Origin of the sequence: Selenomonas sputigena (genome assembly GCF_026015965.1) — a bacterium.
Lineage (GTDB): Bacteria > Bacillota > Negativicutes > Selenomonadales > Selenomonadaceae > Selenomonas.
Genome location: NZ_CP110383.1, coordinates 1,118,864 through 1,140,987, shown reverse-complemented (window position 1 = coordinate 1,140,987; position 22,124 = coordinate 1,118,864). Strand labels below are relative to the sequence as shown.

The 22,124-nt window shown below is 57.7% G+C and carries 22 protein-coding genes and 1 tRNA gene; 20 read left to right on the top strand and 3 right to left on the bottom strand.

Translation table 11 applies throughout. The annotated features are described in order from the left end of the window. The first annotated feature begins 22 nt into the window (after positions 1-22). From OL236_RS05590 to ilvB, 14 genes are all read left to right on the top strand, one after another. Entirely contained in the window at positions 23-496 is a 474-nt protein-coding gene (locus tag OL236_RS05590; protein ID WP_006192226.1) for an ACT domain-containing protein, read from the top strand. Then, positions 493-1,815 carry a homoserine dehydrogenase gene (locus tag OL236_RS05585; protein WP_265071642.1) on the top strand — a complete coding sequence of 441 codons (1,323 nt, stop codon included), beginning with the start codon at positions 493-495 and terminating at the stop codon, positions 1,813-1,815. Before OL236_RS05590 ends, OL236_RS05585 begins: the two co-directional genes overlap by 4 nt. After that, a complete protein-coding gene (gene thrB, locus OL236_RS05580) occupies positions 1,809-2,732 on the top strand; it encodes a homoserine kinase (protein ID WP_265071641.1) in 924 nt (307 codons plus the stop codon). The genes OL236_RS05585 and thrB overlap by 7 nt, the downstream gene beginning before the upstream one ends. Positions 2,733-2,766: 34 nt before the next feature. After that, positions 2,767-3,993, top strand: a complete 1,227-nt coding sequence (locus tag OL236_RS05575; RefSeq protein WP_265071640.1) for an HD domain-containing protein — start codon at positions 2,767-2,769, stop codon at positions 3,991-3,993. Positions 3,994-4,135: 142 nt separating this feature from the next. After that, positions 4,136-4,675, top strand: coding sequence for a gamma carbonic anhydrase family protein (locus OL236_RS05570; RefSeq protein ID WP_265071639.1), 540 nt, complete (start codon positions 4,136-4,138; stop codon positions 4,673-4,675). 14 nt (positions 4,676-4,689) lie between these two features. Then, complete coding sequence (gene ndk, locus OL236_RS05565; RefSeq protein WP_013740821.1) at positions 4,690-5,109, top strand: nucleoside-diphosphate kinase; 420 nt, start codon at positions 4,690-4,692, stop codon at positions 5,107-5,109. Between the two features lie 51 nt (positions 5,110-5,160). Then, complete coding sequence (locus OL236_RS05560; protein WP_265071793.1) at positions 5,161-5,661, top strand: cob(I)yrinic acid a,c-diamide adenosyltransferase; 501 nt, start codon at positions 5,161-5,163, stop codon at positions 5,659-5,661. 151 nt (positions 5,662-5,812) lie between these two features. Beyond that, complete coding sequence (fusA, locus tag OL236_RS05555; RefSeq protein WP_265071638.1) at positions 5,813-7,891, top strand: elongation factor G; 2,079 nt, start codon at positions 5,813-5,815, stop codon at positions 7,889-7,891. 85 nt (positions 7,892-7,976) lie between these two features. Then, on the top strand, positions 7,977-8,507 hold the full coding sequence (gene ilvN, locus OL236_RS05550; RefSeq protein ID WP_006192239.1) for an acetolactate synthase small subunit: 531 nt from the start codon (positions 7,977-7,979) through the stop codon (positions 8,505-8,507). Continuing rightward, positions 8,488-9,501, top strand: coding sequence for a ketol-acid reductoisomerase (ilvC, locus tag OL236_RS05545; RefSeq protein ID WP_265071637.1), 1,014 nt, complete (start codon positions 8,488-8,490; stop codon positions 9,499-9,501). The genes ilvN and ilvC overlap by 20 nt, the downstream gene beginning before the upstream one ends. Before the next feature lie 101 nt (positions 9,502-9,602). Beyond that, entirely contained in the window at positions 9,603-10,865 is a 1,263-nt protein-coding gene (leuC, locus tag OL236_RS05540; protein ID WP_265071636.1) for a 3-isopropylmalate dehydratase large subunit, read from the top strand. A gap of 1 nt (position 10,866) precedes the next feature. Then, positions 10,867-11,361: a 3-isopropylmalate dehydratase small subunit gene (locus OL236_RS05535; protein ID WP_006192243.1), complete on the top strand. Its 495-nt coding sequence runs from the start codon at positions 10,867-10,869 to the stop codon at positions 11,359-11,361. Next, complete coding sequence (gene leuB / locus OL236_RS05530) at positions 11,361-12,428, top strand: 3-isopropylmalate dehydrogenase (RefSeq protein ID WP_009646210.1); 1,068 nt, start codon at positions 11,361-11,363, stop codon at positions 12,426-12,428. The genes OL236_RS05535 and leuB overlap by 1 nt, the downstream gene beginning before the upstream one ends. Positions 12,429-12,455: 27 nt before the next feature. After that, positions 12,456-14,117: a biosynthetic-type acetolactate synthase large subunit gene (gene ilvB / locus OL236_RS05525; RefSeq protein WP_265071635.1), complete on the top strand. Its 1,662-nt coding sequence runs from the start codon at positions 12,456-12,458 to the stop codon at positions 14,115-14,117. Between the two features lie 343 nt (positions 14,118-14,460). Here the strand turns inward: ilvB and OL236_RS05520 are convergent. From OL236_RS05520 to dat, 3 genes are all read right to left on the bottom strand, one after another. Then, positions 14,461-14,537 (bottom strand) — tRNA-Pro (locus OL236_RS05520). A 206-nt stretch (positions 14,538-14,743) separates the two neighbouring features. Beyond that, positions 14,744-16,138: a pyruvate carboxylase subunit B gene (locus tag OL236_RS05515; RefSeq protein ID WP_265071634.1), complete on the bottom strand. Its 1,395-nt coding sequence runs from the start codon at positions 16,136-16,138 to the stop codon at positions 14,744-14,746. A gap of 187 nt (positions 16,139-16,325) precedes the next feature. After that, positions 16,326-17,228: a D-amino-acid transaminase gene (dat, locus tag OL236_RS05510; RefSeq protein ID WP_265071633.1), complete on the bottom strand. Its 903-nt coding sequence runs from the start codon at positions 17,226-17,228 to the stop codon at positions 16,326-16,328. A 172-nt stretch (positions 17,229-17,400) separates the two neighbouring features. Between dat and OL236_RS05505 the strand changes: the two genes are divergently transcribed. The 6 genes from OL236_RS05505 to OL236_RS05480 are packed head-to-tail and all read left to right on the top strand — an operon-like array spanning position 17,401 to position 22,122. Then, positions 17,401-17,670 (top strand): ACT domain-containing protein, encoded by a 270-nt coding sequence (locus OL236_RS05505; protein WP_006190881.1) that lies wholly within the window; start codon positions 17,401-17,403, stop codon positions 17,668-17,670. 41 nt (positions 17,671-17,711) lie between these two features. Then, entirely contained in the window at positions 17,712-19,073 is a 1,362-nt protein-coding gene (locus OL236_RS05500; protein WP_265071632.1) for a PFL family protein, read from the top strand. Between the two features lie 7 nt (positions 19,074-19,080). Next, the gene (nth, locus tag OL236_RS05495; RefSeq protein WP_265071631.1) at positions 19,081-19,710 is read left to right on the top strand and encodes an endonuclease III; all 630 of its coding nucleotides are present in this window, start codon (positions 19,081-19,083) and stop codon (positions 19,708-19,710) included. A 21-nt stretch (positions 19,711-19,731) separates the two neighbouring features. Then, positions 19,732-20,205: an N-acetyltransferase gene (locus OL236_RS05490; protein ID WP_265071630.1), complete on the top strand. Its 474-nt coding sequence runs from the start codon at positions 19,732-19,734 to the stop codon at positions 20,203-20,205. A gap of 19 nt (positions 20,206-20,224) precedes the next feature. Further along, on the top strand, positions 20,225-21,238 hold the full coding sequence (aroF, locus tag OL236_RS05485) for a 3-deoxy-7-phosphoheptulonate synthase (protein ID WP_265071629.1): 1,014 nt from the start codon (positions 20,225-20,227) through the stop codon (positions 21,236-21,238). After that, positions 21,235-22,122 (top strand): prephenate dehydrogenase, encoded by an 888-nt coding sequence (locus OL236_RS05480; RefSeq protein WP_009646179.1) that lies wholly within the window; start codon positions 21,235-21,237, stop codon positions 22,120-22,122. Before aroF ends, OL236_RS05480 begins: the two co-directional genes overlap by 4 nt. Positions 22,123-22,124: the final 2 nt, after the last annotated feature.

The window sequence follows — 22,124 nt, the reverse complement described above, 5'->3', positions numbered from 1 at the left end:
TTATGCGGCAGGAGGAATTTTTATGCCAAGAGAACGCAAAGAAAACACAGAACAGAAGGCGCAGAGTGGATTTTTCCTCGTGCAGGAGCAGATCTTGCCCGAGGCGATCAAGAAGACAATCCGCGTGAAGGAGATGCTTAAGCGCGGCGACGCACGCACGATCAACGAGGCGGTCGACAGTATGGGATTGAGCCGCAGCGCTTATTACAAGTACAAGGATTATGTCTTTCCTTTCTATGAAGCGAGCCGCAACAAGATCATCTCGCTGACGCTCCTCTTGGAGCATAAGAAGGGCGTCCTTTCGAGCGTGCTCAATACGATTTCGGCGGATTCGGGAAGCGTTCTGACGATCAATCAGGGCATCCCCCTGCAGGGTGTGGCGAATGCGACGGTTTCCATTGAGACGGCGAACCTCTCGGTGGATCTTGAAGCGCTTCTCGACAAGCTGCGCATGGTGGACGGAGTGAAGCGTCTCGAAGTCCTCGGACAGGCATGATGAAAGGGGAAGAGATGAAAGAGATCAAGATCGGCATGCTGGGCTTCGGTACGGTCGGCACGGGCGTCGTGCGCGTGCTTCGCGAGAACGAGCGCGAGATCACGGCGAAGGCGGGCGTGAAGCTCACGCTGAAGTCCGTGCTCGTGCGCGATGCGAAGAAAGAGCGCCCCTATATGGAGGGGCTGCATCTGACCGAGAATGTGGATGAAATCCTAAACGATGAGGAAATCGACATCGTCATCGAACTTCTTGGCGGCATCCATCCGGCGCGCGAGTACATGTTGGTCGCGATGGAGAAGGGTAAGAACGTCGTGACGGCAAATAAGGACGTCGTGGCGCAGTTCGGCAAGGACATGTTCGAGGCGATGGAAAAATACGGCGTGGACTTCCACTTTGAAGCGAGCGTCGGCGGCGGCATCCCCATCGTCATGCCGCTGAAACAGTGCCTGACAGCGAACCGCGTCACGGAAATCATGGGCATCATCAACGGCACGACGAACTACATGCTCTCGCAGATGGCGGAGAACGGCTCAGACTACGACAGCGTGCTCAAGGAGGCTCAGGCGAAGGGCTATGCCGAGGCGAATCCTGCGGCTGACGTCGAGGGTCTCGACGCAGCGCGCAAGATTGCAATCCTCGCGTCCATCGCATTCAATACGCGCATCCGCTTCGAGGATGTCTCCGTCGAGGGAATCACGAAGGTTACGCCCGAGGACATTGAGTACGCAAAGGCTCTCGGCTATGTCGTGAAGCTTTTGGCTATCGGGCGCGACTGCGGAGAGGCGGGCATCGATGTGCGCGTGCATCCCGTATTCCTGCCGAAGGCGCATCCGCTCGCCTCCGTCAACGACGTCTACAACGCGATCTTCGTGCGCGGCAACGCCATCGGCGAGGCGATGTTCTACGGACGCGGTGCAGGCTCTTTGCCGACGGCTTCAGCCGTCGTCGCTGATGTCATCGACATCGCGCGCGACATGCAGCTCGATACGTTCGGGCGACTGCACTGCACGTGCTATGCGCACAAATCGCTTTGCCCCGTGGAGGAAACGAAAGCGTCCTATTATGTACGCCTTCTCGTCGATGATGAGCCAGGCGTTCTCGCTGCCATCGCGACGGCATTCGGCAACCACAAGGTCAGTCTGAAATCCGTCATTCAGACGAGACGATATAAGGAGCGTGCGGAAATCGTCGCGGTCACGCATGTCGTCAAGCACAGGAAGATGCAGGAGGCGGCGGCGGATCTTGAGAAACTTGCCGTCGTCAGTGAGATCCGCAGCATCATCCGCGTGGAAAATCCGCAGGAGGACGGCGCATGCTGAATCGAACGATCCGCGTTCGCGTGCCGGGTACGAGTGCGAACTGCGGGCCTGGCTTCGACGCCATAGGGGTCGCCTGTACGATCTATAACGATCTGGAGCTTACGCTGAAAGGGGAAGAGGGGCTCGTCATCGAAATCGAGGGAGAGGGTGCGGCCAATATCCCCGCTGATGAGCGCAACATTGTCCTTCGCGCCATTCGCACGATCTTGAAGCGCGCGCACCGGGAAGATGAGGTCAAGGGCTTCCATATCCGCATGACGAACCACATCCCTTTATCGCGCGGTCTTGGCAGCAGTGCGGCGGCGATCGTTGCAGGACTCAAGGCGGCGAACGCCCTCTTAGGCAACCGCTTTTCCAGGCGCGAGCTCCTGCAGATAGCGACGAACATCGAAGGTCATCCCGACAATGTGGCGCCCGCCATTTTTGGCGGTTTCACGATCAGCGTCGTCACGCGCGGCAGGGTCGAATGCTTCTCCCTGATGCCTCGCATGCCGCTGAAGCTCGTCGTCGCCGTGCCGGAGTTTCCGCTTTCGACGCGGCTTGCCAGAAGCGTTCTGCCTGAGCAGGTGAAGATGAAGGATGCCGTTTTCAACGTTAGCCGTGCGGCGCTTCTTGTCGCTGCTTTGACGAAGGGACAGCCGCGTTTTTTGCGCAACGCCTTCGCTGATGCCCTGCACCAGCCGTACAGAGAAAAGCTCATCCCCGGCATGAAGGATGTCTTTCGTGCCGCATGCCGGGCAGGTGCGCTCGGCGCAAGCCTCAGCGGCGCGGGGCCGTGTCTTATCGCCTATACGCTGGAGAATGAAGAGTCGGTGGGACAGGCGATGGTTGAAGCCTTTAGAGAGCATGAAATCGAGGCACACGCACTGCAGCTTTCTCTTGATGCGCATGGTGCGAGAATTTTGAAACATCGCTGACGCAGGAAATGTGTCGAAGGTGAAGGAGTCGTGTATGCGTGAGGAGGAGTTCGTCAAGGCCGTGGAAGGGGCGGGAGGTACGGTCTACCTCGTCGGCGGCTGGGTGCGCGATCATCTTAGAGGCGCAACGCCGCGGGATAAGGACTTCGTCATCACGGGGCTGGAAAGGGAGGCTTTCGCAGAGCTTTTCCCTGCAGCTTCTCTCATAGGTCACGCCTTTCCTGTCTATCTCGTAGAAATCGACGGCGTACGCTCGGAAGTTTCCTTCGCGCGTCGCGAGAGGAAATCGGGGCATGGCTATCGCGGCTTTGCCGTAGATTTTGGGGCGGAAGTCACGATCGAAGACGATCTCTTTCGCCGCGATACGCGCATCAACAGCATGGCTTATCGCCTGCCCGCGATGGAACTTATTGATCCCTACGGTGGACGGAGTGACCTTGCGCATTGCGTGATTCGCGCGACGTCGCATCATTTTTCCGAAGACCCCGTGCGGGCTCTTCGTGCAGCGCGTCAAGCGGCGGAACTGGGATTTGTCATCGACGATGGCACGCGGACACTGATGGCGGATTGTGCTGCAGAGCTTGGGGAAGAACCGACAGAGCGCATCGTGCACGAGCTTTCGCGTGCGCTTGCCGCGCCGCAGCCCTCGCTTTTTTTTGAAGCTCTTGCGCACGCGAGCCTCTTGGAATCGGTGTTCCCGGAAATCTTTGCCCTGAAGGGAAAGACGCAGCCGCCGGAATATCATCCCGAAGGCGACGCCTACTGCCATACGATGCAGATCGTCGATGTCGTAGCGCGAAAGACGCAGACGATCGAAGCGCGCTTTGCCGCTCTCGTGCACGACATCGGCAAAGGGAAGACTCCCGAGGAAATGCTGCCGCATCATTACGGGCACGAGCAGCGCGGACTCCTTGTACTCGATGCGTGGAACAAGCACATGACCTTGCCAAAATCGTGGCTTATGGCGGCGTACTTCGTCATCAAGGAGCACATGCGTGCACCGCTTTTGAAAAAGACGGGAAAGATTGCCGATCTTTTGCTTGCGGTCGAAAAATCGGGGCTTTCCTTCGCCGATTTTCGTCGTATCATCTGCGCCGACCATGGCACTTTACCGTACTATCTGGTGCATGGGGAAGAGCTGTTGCGGAAAATGCTTCAAGTGCGTGGTACGGAGGCGCCGCCCGAACTTCGCGGCGCGGACGTGGGGAAATGGCTGCGTGAAGAAAGGGTGCGACGCTTGGCGCAGTTGCTTCCAATATGAGGTCTGCTATGAAGTGCGCTTTTGAAATGGATTTGTCTGAGGTCTGAGTCGGCATGAATGCGGGCGTCTCCTTTACAAGCGCGAAAAAATTCCTTATAATAGTTCTGTCCGATAAGGGAAGAAGGAAAAGGGAGGGGTTCGCATGGCAGTCATCCTGCCTTACAAAGGCAAAGTGCCGAAGATCGACCCGACGGCGCTCATTGCACCGAACGCTACGATCGTCGGCGATGTGACGATCATGGAAGGGGCGAACATCTGGTTCAATGTGGTCATCCGCGGCGATCTGCAGCCCGTCGTCATCGGCAGGTACACGAACGTTCAGGACAATGCGACGATCCATGTCATGGGCGATGCGCCGACGATTGTCGGCGATTATGTGACGATCGGCCATAACACGCTGATTCACTGCAGCAAGATTGGCAACAACTGTCTGATCGGCATGGGATCCACCTTGCTCGGCTACACGGAGATCGGTGGAAATACGATCATCGGAGCAGCGACGCTTCTGACGCAGCACAAGAAGATTCCGCACGATTCCCTGGTCTATGGCAATCCATCGCGCATCATCCGTGCGCTGCGCGAGGACGAGGTCGAGGCGGTTCATGCCTCGGCGATGAATTACTGCAAGCTGGCCCGAGTCTATCGGGAGGAGCGCGAAGCGCGGGAACATCAAGGGAAGTAAAAGGAGATATGAAGATGCAGGAAAAGACTTTGGTACTCATCAAGCCGGATGCTTTCGAGAAGCAGCACACGGGCGACATCATCGCCATCTATGAAAAGGCGGGACTCAAGATTCTCGCGATGAAGCTCATGCAGATGACGCCGCGCGTGGCGCAGAAACACTACGCCGAGCATATCGGACGTCCCTACTATGCGGAGCTGGAAGAATTCATGACGTCTGCACCGCTCGTTGCCATGGTGCTCGCAGGTGATGATGCCATCGCACGCGTGCGCGAAATCAATGGCAAGACGAATCCGGCGGAGGCCGCCGAAGGAACGGTTCGCAAGCTCTACGCCGAAAGCGTTGGCAAGAACGCCGTCCACGCTTCCGACAGCCCTGAGAGCGCGGCGCGCGAGATCGCCATTTTCTTCAGCGCGATCGAAGTCCTCGACTGATATTTCCTGCCGCATGATTTCTGAAAGTTTGACAGCATTGAGGTGAAAGAGATGGGCGTTTATACGAAGACAGGTGACAAGGGGCAGACGAGCCTATATACGGGCGAGCGCGTCGATAAGGATGCGCTGCGCGTCGAGACGTACGGTTCGGTTGATGAGGCGGGATCGGCGCTCGCCATGGCGCGCGCTTTTGCGACAAAGGAAGCGGTGCGGGAGAAGGTTCTCGTGCTGCTCAAGAAGCTGCCGCTTCTCATGGCCGATATCGCGAGTCTTGGTGAAAAGCCGATGATCACGCGCGAGGATTCGGAGATGATGGAGAAGGACATCGATGCCATCGATGCGAAGCTGCCGAAGCTCGCTCACTTTCTCATCCCCGGCGATACGCAGGCGGGCGCGATGCTCGATCTTGCACGCACGTCCGTGCGCCGTGCTGAGAGACGCTTCTGCGCCTTGGCGAAAGAGGCCGATCTCCATGAGGAAGACCGCGTCTTTCTCAACCGCCTCTCCGATTACTGCTTCATGCTGATGCGCTTGGAAGAAGCGGAAGATTGAGCAGAGGAACGTGAAGGAAGAAGAGATGCCGCCATCAGGCAAAGGCCGCTTGATGGCGGTATTTTTTTGGAAAATTATCTCGCTCTAAAAAGCAGGATATATCTCATTTTCAGAGAATAAAGAAAACATAAAATAACGAGGAGTTGATCAAATGAAAGAGTACGCAAGCACGAATATCCGCAATATCGCCCTTGTCGGGCACGGCAAGTCGGGGAAGACGAGCATCGCGGAGGATTGCCTTTTCAATACGGGGGCGATCAAGAGGCGCGGCAGCATCGCCGACGGGACGATGGCTTCGGACTATGAGCCGGAAGAGACGCGGCGCGAGCTTAGCATACAGACCTCGCTGCTCGCCTGTGAATGGCTCGATCATAAGCTCAATATCCTTGATACACCGGGCTATCCGGACTTCGTTGGCGAGGTGAAGAGCGTCTTACAGGCGGCGGACAGTGCTCTCGTCGTCATCTCGGCCGTCTCGGGCATCGAGGTGGAGACGGAGAAAGTCTGGCGCTATGCGGAAGCGCTGGATTTGCCGCGCGCCTTCTTCGTCAATAAGATCGATCGCGAGCACGCCGACTTCCAAAGCGTCGTCAATGAGCTGCGCCTGCGCTTCGGTACGGGCGTCGTGCCGATCCAGCTGCCTGTCGGCAAGGAAGCGGCTTTTCAGGGCGTCGTCGATCTCCTCGCCATGACGGTCCGCATCAAGGAGCGCGACAAGAACAACTGCGTGGCGCTCGATGAGATTCCCGAATATATGAGGGACGAAGTGGAAGAGGCGCGGCAGACGCTCATCGAGGGTGTTGCTGAAATAAACAATAATCTTCTCGAAAAATACATCGAGGGCGAGACACTCGATGAGCGCGAGGTGGCAGAGGCTCTGATCGAGGGCATCGAGACGGGTAAGATTTTTCCCGTGCTCTGCGGCTCGGCTTCCTTGAATGTCGGCATGCACGCGCTCCTCAACGATATGGTCGAATATCTGCCGGCGCCGACGGATCGAACGGTCGTGGGAACGCTGCCCGGTGGCGAGGAATTGGCGGAGCGCACGCCCGGCGATCCCTTTTCCGCGCAGGTTTTCAAGACGATCGTCGATCCGTTTGTTGGACGCTTGAGCTTCATCCGCATCTTTTCGGGCGAGATGAAGAGTGACGCCTCGTATTGGAATATCTCGACGCAGCAGATGGAGCGCGTGAGCACGCTTTACACGATGCAGGGCAAGAAGCAAATCGCTGTTGCCAAGGCGCATGGCGGCGACATCGTCGTCGCGGCGAAGCTGCAGAATACGCGCACCTCGGATACGCTTGTGGCGAAGGAAGCGCCGCTCTCCTACGATGCCATCGAATTCCCCATGCCGATGCTTGCACAGGCCGTTTATGTAAAGAAGAAGGGCGAGGAGGATAAGGTTTTTGCGGCGCTTGCCAAGGAGTGTGAGGAAGATCCGAGCCTCAAGCTCGAAAAGGATGCGGAGACGAAGGAGACCTTGATTCGCGGCATCGGTGAGGTTCACCTTGAGGTCCTGCAGGAGAGGATGAAGCGCAAGTTCGGCATCGAGGCGATATTTGCCGAGCCGCGCATCGCCTATCGCGAGACGATAAGGAAGAGCGTCAAGGCGGAAGGAAAGCACAAGAAGCAGAGCGGCGGACACGGCCAGTACGGTCACGTCATGCTGGAGATTTCGCCGCGCGATGCGGGCACGGGCAACGAGTTCACGGAGAACATCTTCGGCGGCAGCGTGCCGCGCCAATATGTGCCCGCTGTGGAGAAGGGGACAGCGGAGACGCTTGCTGCCGGCATCCTCGCAGGCTACCCCGTCGTCGATGTGCGGGTAAACCTCTACGACGGTTCGTACCATACGGTCGATTCGTCGGAAGTCGCCTTCAAGACGGCGACGGCGATCGCCCTTAGAAAGGGCATTATGGAGGCCTCGCCCGTGCTTCTTGAACCGATTTACGAGATGTGCGTCCAGGCGCCCGAATACTATATGGGTGACGTCATGGGGCAGCTCAATGCGAAGCGCGCGCGCATCCTCGGCATGGAGATGATCAGCAAGGATATGAGCGAGGTGCGCGCGCAGGTGCCGCTCGCCGCGCTGCACAAGTACGCGACGGAACTGCGCTCCCTGACGCAGGGGCGCGGCACCTATACGCTGCGCTTCTGCCACTATGAGGAAGTGCCGGAGAAGACGGCGCGCCAGCTCATCGAAGCGGCAAGGGAGCGAAAGGAAAAGTAAGGAAAAAATCTTGTTGACAAACCGAAGCGATGTTGCCATAATGTATACATGTTTACACTAGGGTTATGCGTTGGGAGGATTTCAGATGCGACATGTGCTTTCCATACTCGTGAGGAATCAGTCCGGCGTACTTGTCCGTGTTGCAAGCATGTTTTCGCGGCGGGAGTTCAATATCGACAGCCTGTCTGTCGGTGTGACCGAGACTGCGGAGTTTTCCAGGATCACCGTCGTCGTGCATGGCGATGAGGAGCTGATCGACCAGATGATGAAGCAGCTCGAAAAGCTGCCCGATGTCGTCGAGGTGCAGGCGCTCCTTTCCGCTGCCTCGGTTTTCCGCGGCATGACGCTCATCAAGGTCAGAGCGGACGACACGAATCGTCTCGACGTGCTCAAGATGGCGGAGATTTTTCGCGCACGCGTCGTCGATGTGCAGCCGACAACCTTGATTTTTGAAATCACGGGAGATGATGCGAAGGTCACGGCATTCCTGCAGCTTCTTTCGCCCTACGGCATCCTGGAAACGATCCGCACGGGTCTCATCGCTCTCGAACGCGGTGAGCATACCATTTATCAAGATTGTGAGGAGAGAGAGTATTATGGCAAAAACTTATTATGATCAGGACGCGAACTGGGAGGTCATGAAGGGCAAGACCGTTGCCATCATCGGCTACGGCAGCCAGGGACATGCACATGCGCTGAACCTCAAGGAGAGCGGCGTCAACGTCGTCGTCGGCCTTTACGAGGGATCGAAGTCCAAGGCTGCTGCCGAGTCCCATGGTCTCAAGGTTTTGACGGTCGCCGAGGCGGTCAAGCAGGCGGACATCACGATGGTTCTGATCCCGGATGAGAAGCAGGCGGACGTCTACAAGGAAGAGATTGGTCCCAACCTCAAGCCAGGCAGTGCTCTCGCCTTCGCGCATGGTTTCAATATCCACTTCAAGCAGATCGTTCCTCCGGCTGGCATTGACGTTTTCATGGTTGCACCGAAGGGCCCCGGTCATCTCGTTCGCCGCACCTTCGAGGAAGGGTCGGGCGTTCCGGCGGTCTTTGCTGTTGAGAAGGATGAGACGGGCAAGTGCTTTGACATTGCACTCGCTTATGCGCGCGGGCTTGGTGCAACGCGTTCCGGAGTCCTTCAGACGACGTTCCGCGATGAGACGGAAGAGGATCTTTTTGGTGAGCAGTGCGTGCTCATGGGCGGCGTATGCCAGCTCATGCAGACGGGCTTTGAGGTTCTTGTTGAGGCAGGCTATCCGCCCGAGATGGCATATTTTGAGTGCTTCCACGAGATGAAGCTCATCGTTGACCTCTGCTATGAGGGCGGCATGACGAAGATGCGTCAGTCCTGCTCCGACACGGCTGAGTACGGCGACTACATGGTCGGACCGCGCATCATCACGGAAGAAACGAAGAAGGAAATGAAGAAGGTTCTGAAGGAGATTCAGGACGGCACGTTTGCCCGCAATTGGCTGTTGGAGAACCGTGCCGCCGGTCGCGCGAACTTCCTCGCACAGCGTCGTCTTCATCAGGAGCATCCGATCGAGAAGGTCGGCGCAGAGCTCCGCAACATGATGCCTTGGCTTCGTGACAAGAAAGAGCTGAAGTTCTGATTTGAGCAACAACAAACGTTGAATCTTGGAACGGCTTACACTCCTTTATGGTATAATGAGGTGTAAGCCGTTTTCTTTCGACTTATCCAGGAGGAAATTTCATGGGAATGAATATGACGGAGAAGATTCTCGCGCGTCATGCAGGACTTTCGCATGTCGAACCAGGACAGCTGATTACCTGTCAGCTTGACATGGTGCTCGCGAATGACATCACGGCGCCGCCGTCGATCAAGGAGTTCGAACGCATCGGCCGCCCTGTGTTCGACAACGAGAAGATTGCGCTCGTGCCCGATCACTTCCAGCCGGCGAAGGACATCAAGGCGGCGGGACTCGGCAAGATCGTGCGTGACTTCGCGAAAAAGCACAAGATCAAGAATTATTTTGAGATCGGTCGCGTGGGCATTGAGCATGTCATCCTGCCTGAGTTCGGTCTTGTGGGACCGGGCATGCTGACGATCGGCGCGGACTCGCATACCTGTACGTATGGCGCATTGAACGGCTTTTCGACGGGCGTCGGCACGACCGATCTCGCCGTCGGCATGGCGACGGGGCGGGCTTGGTTCAAAGTGCCCGAGACGATCGAGGTGCATCTGACGGGAGCGAAGCCTGCCGATGTCAATGGCAAGGACGTGATCCTAACGCTCATCGGCATGATTGGTGTCGACGGCGCACTCTACAAGTCACTGGAATTCACGGGTGAAGGAGTCGCTGCACTGACGATGACGGATCGTTTGACGATTGCCAACATGGCGATTGAAGCGGGTGCGAAAAACGGCATCTTCCCGTTCGATGAAAAGACGAAGGAGTACGTTGAAGGCCGCGTCAAAGGCGCGTATGAGCCTGTGACCTCGGACGCTGATGCGAAGTATTGCCGCACCGTCGAAATTGACCTCTCATCTCTGCGTCCCGTCGTTGCTTTCCCGCATCTGCCGGGCAACACGAAGCGCGTCATGGACATCGCTGAGCCGATCAAGATCGATCAGGTGGTCATCGGCTCCTGTACGAACGGGCGCTTGGAAGACCTTGAGATTTCCGCAGGGCTGTTGAAGGGGCACGAGGTGCATCCCGATGTGCGCTGCATCGTGATTCCGGGCAGTCAGGCGGTTTATCGGGAGGCGATGCACCTCGGCTACATTGACGTCTTCATCGATGCGGGCTGCGCCGTTGCTGCGCCGACGTGCGGCCCTTGCCTCGGCGGCTACATGGGTATCTTGACGGCGGGCGAGCGCTGTGTTTCTACGACGAACCGCAATTTTCGCGGGCGCATGGGGCATGTCGACAGCGAAGTCTATCTGGCAGGCCCGCATGTGGCAGCTGCGAGCGCCATCTTGGGCAGGATCGCCGCGCCGGAGGAGGTAAAGTGAGATGAGTTTGCAAGGAAAAGTCTGGCGCTACGGCGACAATATCGATACGGACGTCATCATTCCCGCGCGCTATCTGAACAGCTTCGATCCGAAGGAGCTGGCGGAGCACTGCATGGTTGACATTGATGAGAGTTTCGCGAAAAACGTGCAGGAAGGCGACATCATGGTCGGCGGCAAGAACTTCGGCTGCGGCTCGTCGCGCGAACACGCGCCCGTCGCCATCAAGGCTTCAGGCATCCCCGTGATCATCGCGGCAGATTTCGCGCGCATCTTCTATCGCAACGGCATCAACATCGGCTTGCCGCTCCTGGAAATCGGCGATGATGTGGAGAAGATCAGCGCGGGCGATGAGCTGCGCGTCGATACGGAAACAGGAAAGATCGAGAATCTCACGACGGGCGACGTCTTTCAGGCGCATCCTCTGCCGGGATTCGTGCAGGAGATTGCCGAAGCAGGCGGCCTGATCAATTACATCAAGGAAAAGGGGGCGCTCTGATGGCAAAGAAGATCGTGGTGATACCGGGCGACGGCATTGGCAGAGAAATCACGGATGCAGCCGTCGCCGTGCTCAAGAAGACGGCGGAAAAGTTCCATCTGGCGCTCTCCTATGAGGAGCATGATGCGGGCGGCACGGCTTACGACAAGTGTGGCACGCCGCTGCCGGAAGCGACGCTTGCCGCCGCGCAGGCGGCGGATGGCGTGCTCTTCGGCGCTGTCGGCGGCGACAAGTGGGATGCGGTAGAGCCTGCTCTGCGCCCTGAAAAGGCGATCTTGGGTCTTCGGAAAGGTCTCGGCCTTTACGCAAACCTGCGTCCCGTGAAGGTCGCTGATGCACTCGTCGAGTATTCACCGCTGAAGCCCGAGCTTGTCAAGGGCGCTGACCTCGTCATCGTGCGCGAGCTGATCGGCGGCATCTACTTCGGCGAGAAGTGCGAGTCGGAAATCAAGGACGGCTACGAGAGAGCATGGGATCTCGAAAACTATTCCGTGCCCGAAGTCGAGCGCATCGCAAAGCTCGCGTTCGAGACGGCGAAGCTGCGCCGCAGCCATGTCACGAGCGTCGACAAGGCGAACGTGCTTGCGACCTCGCGTCTCTGGCGGCGCACGGTGGCTGAGGTCGCGAAGGACTACGCGGATGTCGAGCTTACGAATCTCTATGTCGACAACTGTGCCATGCAGCTTGCCGTGCGTCCGACGCAGTTCGACGTCATCGTCACGGGCAATCTTTTCGGCGACATTCTGTCGGACGAGGCGGCGGTCGTCGGCGGCTCCATCGGCATGATGCCGTCGGCGAGCATCGGCGAAAAGACGAGCCTCTTCGAGCCGATTCACGGCTCTGCGCCCGATATTGCGGGAAAGGGCATCGCCAATCCCGTCGGCACGATTCTCTCGGCGGCGATGCTGCTGCGCTATGCGCTCGCCGAAGAAGAAGCGGCGCAGGCGATTGAAACAGCCGTCGATGCGGCGCTCGCCGATGGCTGGCGCACGGCAGACCTCTGGAAGGACGGTTTCAAGAAGGCAACCACCGAGCAGATGGCAGAAGCGGTGCTCGCGCATATATAAGCGCGGGCAGGAAAGGAGAGGCTTTGCATGAGAGGCGCGAAAGCAGTTGTCGAATGTCTGAAGGAGCAGGGCGTCGACACGATCTTCGGCTATCCGGGCGGCATGAACTTGCCGCTCTACGATGCGCTTTACGATGAAAGAAATATTCGTCAGATCGTCACCTCGCACGAGCAGTGCGCAGCGCATGCCGCCGACGGCTATGCGCGTGCGACGGGCAAGGTCGGTGTCTGTCTTGCGACATCGGGGCCTGGCGCGACGAATCTCGTGACGGGCATCGCCACGGCGTTCATGGATTCCATCCCCATGGTAGCGATCACGGGGCAGGTCGATACGGGGCTTCTGGGGCGCGACGCCTTTCAGGAAACGGACATCCTCGGCATCACGATGCCCGTGACGAAGCACAATTTCAAGGTCAAGGACGCGGCAAAACTCATACCGACTTTGCGCGAAGCGTTTGACATCGCGCGCAGCGGCAGGCCCGGGCCTGTGCTCGTCGACATTCCGCGCGACCTCTTCTTTGCCGATGTGAAGTACGAAAGCTGCATCTATGAGGAGAAGACGCCCGGAAAACCCGACGCGGACTTCCTCATCTGTGCGGCGGAGGCGGCGGAAGCGATTCGGCAGGCGCGAAAGCCCGTCATCATCGCGGGCGGCGGCGTCATCTATGCAGGAGCCTCGAAAGAGCTGGCCGCTCTTGCTGAGCACTACGGCATCCCTGTCGTGCAGACCTTGATGGGGCTTGGTTCTCTGCCGCACTCGCATCCCCTGTGCGTCGGCTTTGCCGGCATGCACGGGCACAAGGCGGCAAATCATGCGATTGCCGAATCCGATGTCGTCATTGCGCTCGGCAGTCGCTTCGGAGACCGCCAGACGGGCAATGTCGTCAAGTACATGAAGGGCACGACGTTCATCCATGTCGACATCGACCCGGCGGAGATCGACAAGAACATCCCCAGTTCCATTGGCCTTGCGGGCGACATGAAGACGATTTTGCATCTCTTGATGAAGCCGGAATCCCTGCACCATACCGAGGAATGGCTCAAGAGCATCCGCCAATGGCGCACGAAATACGCCTACGACTACGACGCGGGAGATCTGAGCGTGCCGTGGGCAATGCATCATGTAGCGCTCGCTACGGCAGGCAAGCCGTACTCGTTTGCGACCGATGTCGGACAGCATCAGATGTGGGCGGCGCTTCACTTGCGGATCGAAGAGCCGAGATCGTGGCTGACCTCGGGCGGCCTCGGTACGATGGGATTCGGCCTGCCCGCCGCCATGGGGGCGCAGGCCGCCTATGGCAGGAGCCGCCGCGTCATCCACATCGCAGGCGATGGTGGCATGCGCATGACGGGAAACGAGCTGTATACGATCGCGAGGCTCAAGCTTCCCGTGATTTCACTTGTCATGGACAACTGCGCTCTCGGCATGATCCGTCAGCTGCAGAAGGTCATGTACAAGGAGCGCTACATCGCCTGCGAGTTGGCACATCCGATGGATTTTGTCGCCTACGCCAAAAGCTTCGGCATAGAAGCCGAAGCCGTGCAGACGCAGGAGGAGTTTATCCGTGCGTTCAGCCGTGCCATGCAAGCCAACGAGCCCCGTGTCATCGTGCTGAAACTTGCGAAGAGCTTCGTCGAGCCGATGATTAAGGGTGGCGCCAGACTCAATGAATTTGTGGAATTTAAATAGAAGAAGCCTCATCCCTTATGCTACACGGGATGAGGCTTTTTTGACTTGATCGAGAAATATTTCGTTTTTACTACTGCTATCTATAATGTCAAAGGAGAGAAATATGTACGAGAAGAAGTCTATCTATGTGAAGATTGTACGAGGCATCCCTATGCCGTGCAGTGTAAATTACACGCACAAACGTCCACTTCGCGGACATTGTGCGCCGCCCTTACAGAAGCCTAGCCAATCGGTCTGCACCTTCGGCTTGACCTCTTGGGGCTTCATGGTAAAAAGGGTACGAAAAAGGAGCCGTGACAAAATGCTTTCGCACTATGTCACGACTCCTTCCTTTTCTGAAGAATGGTCGGGATGACAGGATTCGAACCTGCGACCTCATCGTCCCGAACGATGCGCTCTACCAAGCTGAGCCACATCCCGACAACAGTATCTATTATACTATGAGGCTTTAAGAAATGCAATAGGAAATAGGAAAAATTTTAGGGGTAAATTTCCAAGGTGAATTTCTAAAATAAAATCAAAATTGGCAAACAAAAAAGGGGCTGTGACAGAATGTAAGAGCATTCTGCCACAGCCCCTTTTTGTTTGCCTCCCCATAGGAAGGGAGGGTTGCTTACAGTTTTGGCTTATGCCTTGTGAGACATATCGTAAGCGTTCATCGGTGCATAGTGCTTCTTGAAGAACTCCTCTGCGACCTGCGGGAAGAGAGCGTAGGAGAGGATATCCTCTTCCGTCGGGTTGAGGAAGCCCTTTGCCTTCATTTCCTTCTCGAAATCTGCAAGCTTTGGAGCCTTCGCATCCTCGGCAACGATGTCCGTGATGATCTCGCTCTCGGGGATGCCGAGCGTCTTCGTGAGGTACTCGTGGCTGACTTCCACCGGCGGCTTGCCGAACTTGCCGCGTGCGAGGTCTTTGAATTCTTTCGGGACGATCTTGTAGCGCTCGCCCGTCATGACATTGAACGTCGCCATCGTGCCGACGATCTGGCTGGACGGCGTAACGAGCGGCGGATAGCCGACATCGGCGCGCACGCGCGGCATCTCGTCGAGGAGATCCTGGAACTTGTCTTCCATGCCCTGCTCCTTGAGCTGGTTCGCAAGGTTCGAGAGCATGCCGCCCGGAATCTGGAAGTCGATGACGTTCGGGTTGACGTCGAAGTAGCCCTTGAGGTTGAACTCCTTGATGAGATCCTGCTTGACCTGCAGGAAGTGCTTGGCGATCGGCGTCATGGCCTGACGGTCAAGACCCGTGTCAAACGGCGTGCCTTCCAAGGCGGCGACCATCGTCTCCGTGCAGGGCTGGGACGTATCGAGAGCGAACGGCGAGAGCGCGCAGTCAACGGTGTCGACGCCTGCCTCGATCGCCTTGAGGTACGTCATGCTGCCGAAGCCGGACGTATAGTGCGTGTGGAGCTGGATGGGGATGTCGAGCGCAGCCTTGAGCTTCTTCACGAGGTCTTCTGCGACATACGGCTTCAGAAGGCCGGACATGTCCTTGATGCAGACGGAATGGCAGCCCATTTCCTGCAGCTTCTTGGAAAGGTCGACGAAGACTTCGTTCGTATGATAGGGGCTGAGCGTGTAGACGAGGCAGCCCTGTACATGCGGCTTTTCCTTGCAGCCGAGAGCAGCGTTGATCGCCGTCTTGAGGTTGCGAACGTCGTTCAGCGCATCGAAGATGCGGAATACGCCCATGCCGTGCTCGGAAGCCTTCTCGACGAACTTCTTGACGACATCGTCCGAATAGTGGTTGTAGCCAAGGAGGTTCTGACCGCGAAGCAGCATCTGGATCGGGGTCTTGAGACGAGCCTTGAGCTTGTCGAGCCTCTCCCACGGATCTTCGTCGAGGAAGCGGAGGCACGTATCAAAGGTCGCACCGCCCCAAGCTTCCAACGAGTTGTAGCCGATCTTGTCGAGCGCTGCAAGCATGGGTTCCATCTGGGAGTAATGCATGCGCGTCGCACACAGGGACTGATGCCCGTCGCGAAGTACTGTTTCGGTGATCTTTACCTTTTTTGCCATAAAAAAACACACTCCTTCGGGTTATACTACCATAAACATGATGTATTTGCTTCACTACAAGTATAGGTACTATTTTGGATATTGTCAATGAAAAGTTACGATTTTTGCAGGTTTTTTCCAATACGCGAAAAATTCTGCCAACACGAGACAAAACGGCTGACGTACAGCCGCTTTTGTCTCGTGCGTTTCAGTTGAAGCACTCTTTTTTTATCAATCCTTGGAAGGATTCCATGATCTTTTTCGTGATCCCGCCGGGGGCGCCCGAGCCGATCTTCTTGCCGCCGATCTTTATGACGGGCGTGACTTCGAGGCTTGTGCTCGTTTCAAATGCTTCGTCCGCCTTCTGAGCGAACTCCGGCGTGAAGGTCTTTTCGATGACGGTCAGACCGAGTTCCTTGGCGCATTCCTCGACGACGACGGCACGCGTGACGCCCGGCAGTACGAGATGGTCAAGCGGATGCGTCCAGACGACGCCGTCCTTGATGAGGAAGAAGGTGCTGCTCGCACCCTCGGTGACGAGTCCCGTGTCCTTGCGGTAGAGAAGAGCCTCTTCGCATCCTTCCGCCTTCGCCTTTTCCTTGGCAAAGACGGCGCCGAGGAGGTTCAGAGACTTGATGTCGCAGCGCAGCCAGCGGATGTCTTCGGCGAGCGTGAGCGAGATGCCGCGTTCCTGCTGCTCGCGGTTCGGCGTGCTCTCACGGATCGTCATCGAGAGGTTCGGTGTGGCACGGCCGGGGAAGGGGAAGGCGCGCGCTGCCGTGCCGCGTGTGACTTGGAAGTAGATCGCGCCGCTCTTGATGCCGCTCTTTTCGATGAGGTCGTTGTGAATGGCGGTAAGTTCTTCGTCCATATAGGTGATGGGGATGTGCATCTCGCGCATGGAGCGGCGGAAGCGTGCGAGATGGCGGTCGAAGGCGAAGAGTTTGCCGTTGTAGACGTGCGTGACCTCGTAGATGCCGTCGCCAAACTGATAGCCGCGGTCCTCGATGTCGACCTGCGCCTCGCCCGGTGCATAGAAATGATCGTTGAAAAAGCTGAGTTCCTTCAAAAGAATGGCCTCCTTGATGATGTAAGGATGAATTTTTTGCATTGTGTCAGGAAATGCTCCTCTCATTATAACGGAAACGGATGCAAAAAACAATTTGGGAGACGCGCCCTCTTGGATTTTCAGCATTTGACTGATATAATGAAAAAACATAGCATTTCAAACAGAAAACTGCGGCAGTGCATATCGCATTGTCGGAAAGAATGAGGGGTTGCAAATGAAAATCGTGGTTACGATCGTCGGCAAGGACAGTGTGGGCATCATCGCGGCAGTCAGCACGCTCTTGGCTGAAAACGGCGTCAACATTCTGAGTATCAACCAGAATATCATGGACGGCTTTTTCAATATGGTCATGATCGCTGATATGGCGGGCAGCAAGATCGAGCTCGCTGCTGTGCGGCAGCTTTTGCAGGAGAAGGGCGAAGCGCTCGGCGTCGAGATCAAGACGCAGCATGAGGATATTTTCAACGCGATGCACAAGGTTTGAGGACTTGGACGGTTTTTTTACATGCTGCAGGAGGTCTTTCTGTGATTACCATTGACGATATATTAGAAACAAACCGCATGATTACGGAGAACAAGCTCGACGTGCGCACGATCACGATGGGCATTTCGCTCCGCGACTGCGCGCATCCGAACATCGAGCAGTTCTGCCGCAACGTCTACGACAAGGTCACGAAATCGGCGGAATTCCTTGTGCAAACGGGCAAGGATATCGAGGCGGAGTACGGCATCCCCATCATCAACAAGCGCGTTTCCGTCACGCCGATCGCCATCGCGGCGGACGCCTGCAAGACGGATTCCTACGTTCCCGTAGCCGAAGCGCTCGATCGTGCGGCGAAGGAGATCGGCATCAACTTCATCGGCGGTTTTTCCGCGCTCGTGGAAAAGGGATATACGCACGGCGATCAGGTCCTCATCTCGTCCATCCCGCAGGCGCTTTCTTCAACAGATCTCGTCTGTTCCTCGGTCAACGTCGGTTCGACGAAGGCGGGCATCAACATGGACTGCGTGCGCGAGATGGGCGAGGTCATCAAGCGTACGGCGGAACTGACGCGCGATCAGGCGGCCATCGGCTGCGCGAAGCTCGTCGTTTTCTGCAATGCACCGGGGGACAATCCCTTCATGGCGGGCGCTTTCCACGGCGTTTCCGAGGCGGATAAGGTCGTGAGCGTCGGCGTCAGCGGGCCGGGCGTCGTGAAGCGCGCCTTGGAGGACATCAAGGGCGCGGATTTCTCCGAGGTGGCGGAGATGATCAAGCGCACGGCGTTCAAGATCACGCGCGTCGGACAGCTCGTGGCACGCGAGGCGTCGAAGCGGCTCGGCGTGCCCTTCGGCATCATCGACCTCTCGCTTGCACCGACGTCGGCAGTCGGCGACAGCGTCGCGCACATCTTAGAGGAGATGGGACTCGAAAGCTGCGGTGCTCCCGGCACGACAGCGGCGCTCGCGCTCTTAAACGATGCGGTCAAGAAGGGCGGCCTCATGGCATCTTCGCATGTAGGCGGTCTGTCGGGCGCGTTCATTCCCGTCAGCGAGGATGCGGGCATGATCGACGCTGTGGCACGCGGCAGTCTCTCGCTGGAAAAGCTTGAAGCGATGACGTGCGTCTGCTCCGTCGGCCTCGACATGATCGCGGTCGCGGGCGATACGTCGGCGGCAACAATTTCGGGAATCATCGCGGACGAGGCGGCGATCGGCATGATCAACAACAAGACGACGGCGGTGCGCATCATCCCCGTGCCCGGAAAGAAGGTTGGCGACGAGGTGGAGTGGGGAGGCCTCTTGGGGCGTTGCCCGATCATGCCCGTTAAGGACGCCTTCAGCTCGGAGGCTTTCGTCGCACGCGGCGGACGAATCCCGGCGCCCGTGCGCAGTCTGACGAACTGAGGGCGCGATGCGAGTCACGAAGAAGATACGCGAAAAGCAGCTGGAAATCCTCGAAGAGACGTACCGCGGCGCCAAGCCTGAGCTGCATTTCAGCAATCCTTTCGAGCTGCTGATCGCCGTCATCCTGTCGGCGCAGTGCACGGACAAGCGCGTGAACATCACGACGGCGCGGCTCTTCAAGAAGGCGGCGACGCCTGCGGCCATCGTCGCCTTGGGGATTTCGGGGCTTGAAGAGGAAATAAAGGACTGCGGACTTTTCCGCAACAAGGCGAAGAATATCATGGCGACGTGCCGTATGCTCGTCGAGGAATTCGGCGGCGAGGTGCCGTCCGACTACGATACGCTCCTCAAATTGCCGGGCGTCGGCAGGAAGACGGCGAACGTCGTGACGAGCGTCGCTTTCGGCCGCCCCGCCATCGCCGTCGATACGCACGTTTTTCGCATAGCGAACCGCTTGAAGCTCGCTGTGGGCGAGACGCCGCTCGCGGTGGAGAAGGGGCTGATGAAGGCGATTCCGCGCGAAAAGTGGAGTGCGGCGCACCACTGGCTCATCTACCACGGCAGGCGCATATGCAAGGCGAATCGCCCGCTCTGCGGCGAGTGTCCGCTCGCGGATGTCTGCCCAAGCCGTGAGTGAGCAGCGAATGGGGGAAAGATTTTGAAGTACAGAAAGGCCGTGTTCGCTGATGTGGAGAGCATCTTTCATCTCGTGAACGACTATGCGGCGGAGGGCGCGATGCTCGCACGTTCGCGCAACACCCTCTACGAGACGCTGCGCGATATGATCGTTGCCGAAGATGATGAGGGCAAGATCGTCGGCGTCGGCGGCCTGCACATGATGTGGGACGGCCTCGCAGAGGTTCGCACGATGGCGGTCGACCCTGCGCTTGCACGCTGCGGCATCGGATCGGAAATCGTGCATCGGCTCATGGAGGAAGGGCGTGCACTCGGCGTGCGGCGATTCTTCACATTGACGTACAAGCCGGGCTTCTTCAAGACGCTCGGTTTCCATATCGTTGCCAAGGAGGAGTTGCCGCAGAAGGTCTGGAAGGAATGCATCGACTGTCCGAAGTTTCCGAACTGTGACGAGATCGCCATGGTGCGGGAGGCTGCGGACGCGAACAGTCATTGATTTTGCAGGAGGTTGTGTCATGATCATTGTAATGAGTCCGACGTCGACAAAGGAAAACCTTGAGAAAGTGGAGCAGAAAATCACGCGAACCGGTCTCAAGTACCATCTTTCGGAAGGCGATGAACGCACGATCGTCGGCGTGATCGGTGACAAAAAGATCATTGCAGGACTGCAGATGAATTCTCTCGACGGGGTGGAAAAGACGGTGCGCATCACGGAGAAGTACAAACTTGTAAGCCGCGAGTTCAAGCCCGAAGACACCGTCATCGACGTCGGAGGCGTGAAGATCGGCGCGGGGCACTTGACGGTCATGGCGGGACCGTGCGCTGTCGAGAGCATGGAGCAGCTCATGGAAGCGGCCGAGTGCGTGAAGAAGTACGGCGCCAAGTTCCTGCGCGGCGGTGCCTTCAAACCGCGCACTTCGCCCTATGATTTCCAAGGACTGGCGGAAGAGGGGCTGAAGATGCTGCGCGAGGCGGCGGACAAGACGGGGCTCAAGGTCGTGACGGAGATCGTGAACATCAACGACGTCGAACTGATCACGAAGTATGCCGACATGATCCAGATCGGTGCGCGCAACATGCAGAACTTCCAGCTGCTCAAAGAAGTCGGCAAGGTGCATACGCCTGTACTTTTGAAGCGCGGCCTTTCCGCGACCATCAGCGAGTGGCTCAACGCGGCGGAGTACATCATGGCCGGCGGTAACGACAACGTCGTATTCTGCGAGCGCGGCATACGCACTTACGAGACGTATACGCGCAATACGCTCGATCTGAGCGCCGTCGCTGCCATCAAGGAGATCTCGCACCTGCCGATCATCGTCGACCCGAGCCACGGCACAGGGCGTTGGCAGATGGTGCCCGCGATGGCGCGTGCGGCAATCGCGGCCGGTGCGGACGGTCTCATCATCGAGGTTCATCCGCATCCTGAAGTCGCGCTTTCGGACGGCGACCAGTCCCTGACGCCCGAGAATTTCCAGAAGACGATGGAAGAGGTGCGTGACATTGCACACTTCATGGGGCGCGAGGCATGAAGATGAAACTGGCTATCATCGGCGTCGGACTCATCGGCGGCTCTTTGGGACTTTGCTTAAAGGAGAAGCTCGGAGCGGACATCTTCATCACGGGACTCTGCCGCACGCAGAAGTCCATGGATCTTGCCGTAAAGCGCGGCGCTGTCGACATGGCGTCGCCCGACGTTCGCGAAGTCGTCGAGGGTGCTGACATCGTGTTTCTGGCGACGCCCGTGCTGCAGATGACGCCGATGCTGGAACGAATCGTGCCGTATCTCAAGAAAGGCGCGATCTTGACGGATGCGGGAAGCACGAAGGCATATCTTTGGCAGCACATCCAGGGCATTCTGCCCGCGGGCGTCCACTACATCGCGGGCCATCCGATGACGGGGCGCGAGAAGAGCGGCGTCGAGGCGGCGTCCGCCGACCTCTTCCGGCACAAGGCTTACGTCATCGTCGAGGATACGGGAGCGCCGCCCGAGGCGCACGAGAAATTGATGTCGGTGCTTTCGCATACGGAGGCGAACTTCCTGCGCCTCGATATACAAAAGCATGATCGCTGCGCTTCAATCATCAGCCATGTGCCGCATGTGACGGCAGCGGCACTTGTGACGCTCCTCAACCAGAGCGAAGGCGACATGGAATCGTGCCTGAAGCTCGCAGGTGGCGGCTTCAAGGATACGACACGCATTGCATCTTCGAACGCCGATATGTGGGCGGATATCTGCATGACGAACCGAGAGGCAATCACGGGTCACTTGCGCGATCTGCAGGCGATCCTCGGAACGGTCATCGCTTCCATCGAAGCGGGCGATCGTGAAGCCGTGCATCGCTACTTTGCCGCGAGCAAGGAGCGGCGTGACGCCATCCTCGACCGCACGGAAAAGATGTACGATCTCGTATGACG

Bases quoted from the DNA above. Each gene is read 5' to 3' on its own strand.
- OL236_RS05590 (WP_006192226.1), top strand. From the start codon at position 23: ATGCCAAGAGAACGCAAAGAAAACACAGAACAGAAGGCGCAGAGTGGA.
- OL236_RS05585 (WP_265071642.1), top strand. From the start codon at position 493: ATGATGAAAGGGGAAGAGATGAAAGAGATCAAGATCGGCATGCTGGGC.
- thrB (WP_265071641.1), top strand. From the start codon at position 1,809: ATGCTGAATCGAACGATCCGCGTTCGCGTGCCGGGTACGAGTGCGAAC.
- OL236_RS05575 (WP_265071640.1), top strand. From the start codon at position 2,767: ATGCGTGAGGAGGAGTTCGTCAAGGCCGTGGAAGGGGCGGGAGGTACG.
- OL236_RS05570 (WP_265071639.1), top strand. From the start codon at position 4,136: ATGGCAGTCATCCTGCCTTACAAAGGCAAAGTGCCGAAGATCGACCCG.
- ndk (WP_013740821.1), top strand. From the start codon at position 4,690: ATGCAGGAAAAGACTTTGGTACTCATCAAGCCGGATGCTTTCGAGAAG.
- OL236_RS05560 (WP_265071793.1), top strand. From the start codon at position 5,161: ATGGGCGTTTATACGAAGACAGGTGACAAGGGGCAGACGAGCCTATAT.
- fusA (WP_265071638.1), top strand. From the start codon at position 5,813: ATGAAAGAGTACGCAAGCACGAATATCCGCAATATCGCCCTTGTCGGG.
- ilvN (WP_006192239.1), top strand. From the start codon at position 7,977: ATGCGACATGTGCTTTCCATACTCGTGAGGAATCAGTCCGGCGTACTT.
- ilvC (WP_265071637.1), top strand. From the start codon at position 8,488: ATGGCAAAAACTTATTATGATCAGGACGCGAACTGGGAGGTCATGAAG.
- leuC (WP_265071636.1), top strand. From the start codon at position 9,603: ATGGGAATGAATATGACGGAGAAGATTCTCGCGCGTCATGCAGGACTT.
- OL236_RS05535 (WP_006192243.1), top strand. From the start codon at position 10,867: ATGAGTTTGCAAGGAAAAGTCTGGCGCTACGGCGACAATATCGATACG.
- leuB (WP_009646210.1), top strand. From the start codon at position 11,361: ATGGCAAAGAAGATCGTGGTGATACCGGGCGACGGCATTGGCAGAGAA.
- ilvB (WP_265071635.1), top strand. From the start codon at position 12,456: ATGAGAGGCGCGAAAGCAGTTGTCGAATGTCTGAAGGAGCAGGGCGTC.
- OL236_RS05515 (WP_265071634.1), bottom strand. From the start codon at position 16,138: ATGGCAAAAAAGGTAAAGATCACCGAAACAGTACTTCGCGACGGGCAT.
- dat (WP_265071633.1), bottom strand. From the start codon at position 17,228: ATGCAAAAAATTCATCCTTACATCATCAAGGAGGCCATTCTTTTGAAG.
- OL236_RS05505 (WP_006190881.1), top strand. From the start codon at position 17,401: ATGAAAATCGTGGTTACGATCGTCGGCAAGGACAGTGTGGGCATCATC.
- nth (WP_265071631.1), top strand. From the start codon at position 19,081: ATGCGAGTCACGAAGAAGATACGCGAAAAGCAGCTGGAAATCCTCGAA.
- aroF (WP_265071629.1), top strand. From the start codon at position 20,225: ATGATCATTGTAATGAGTCCGACGTCGACAAAGGAAAACCTTGAGAAA.
- OL236_RS05480 (WP_009646179.1), top strand. From the start codon at position 21,235: ATGAAGATGAAACTGGCTATCATCGGCGTCGGACTCATCGGCGGCTCT.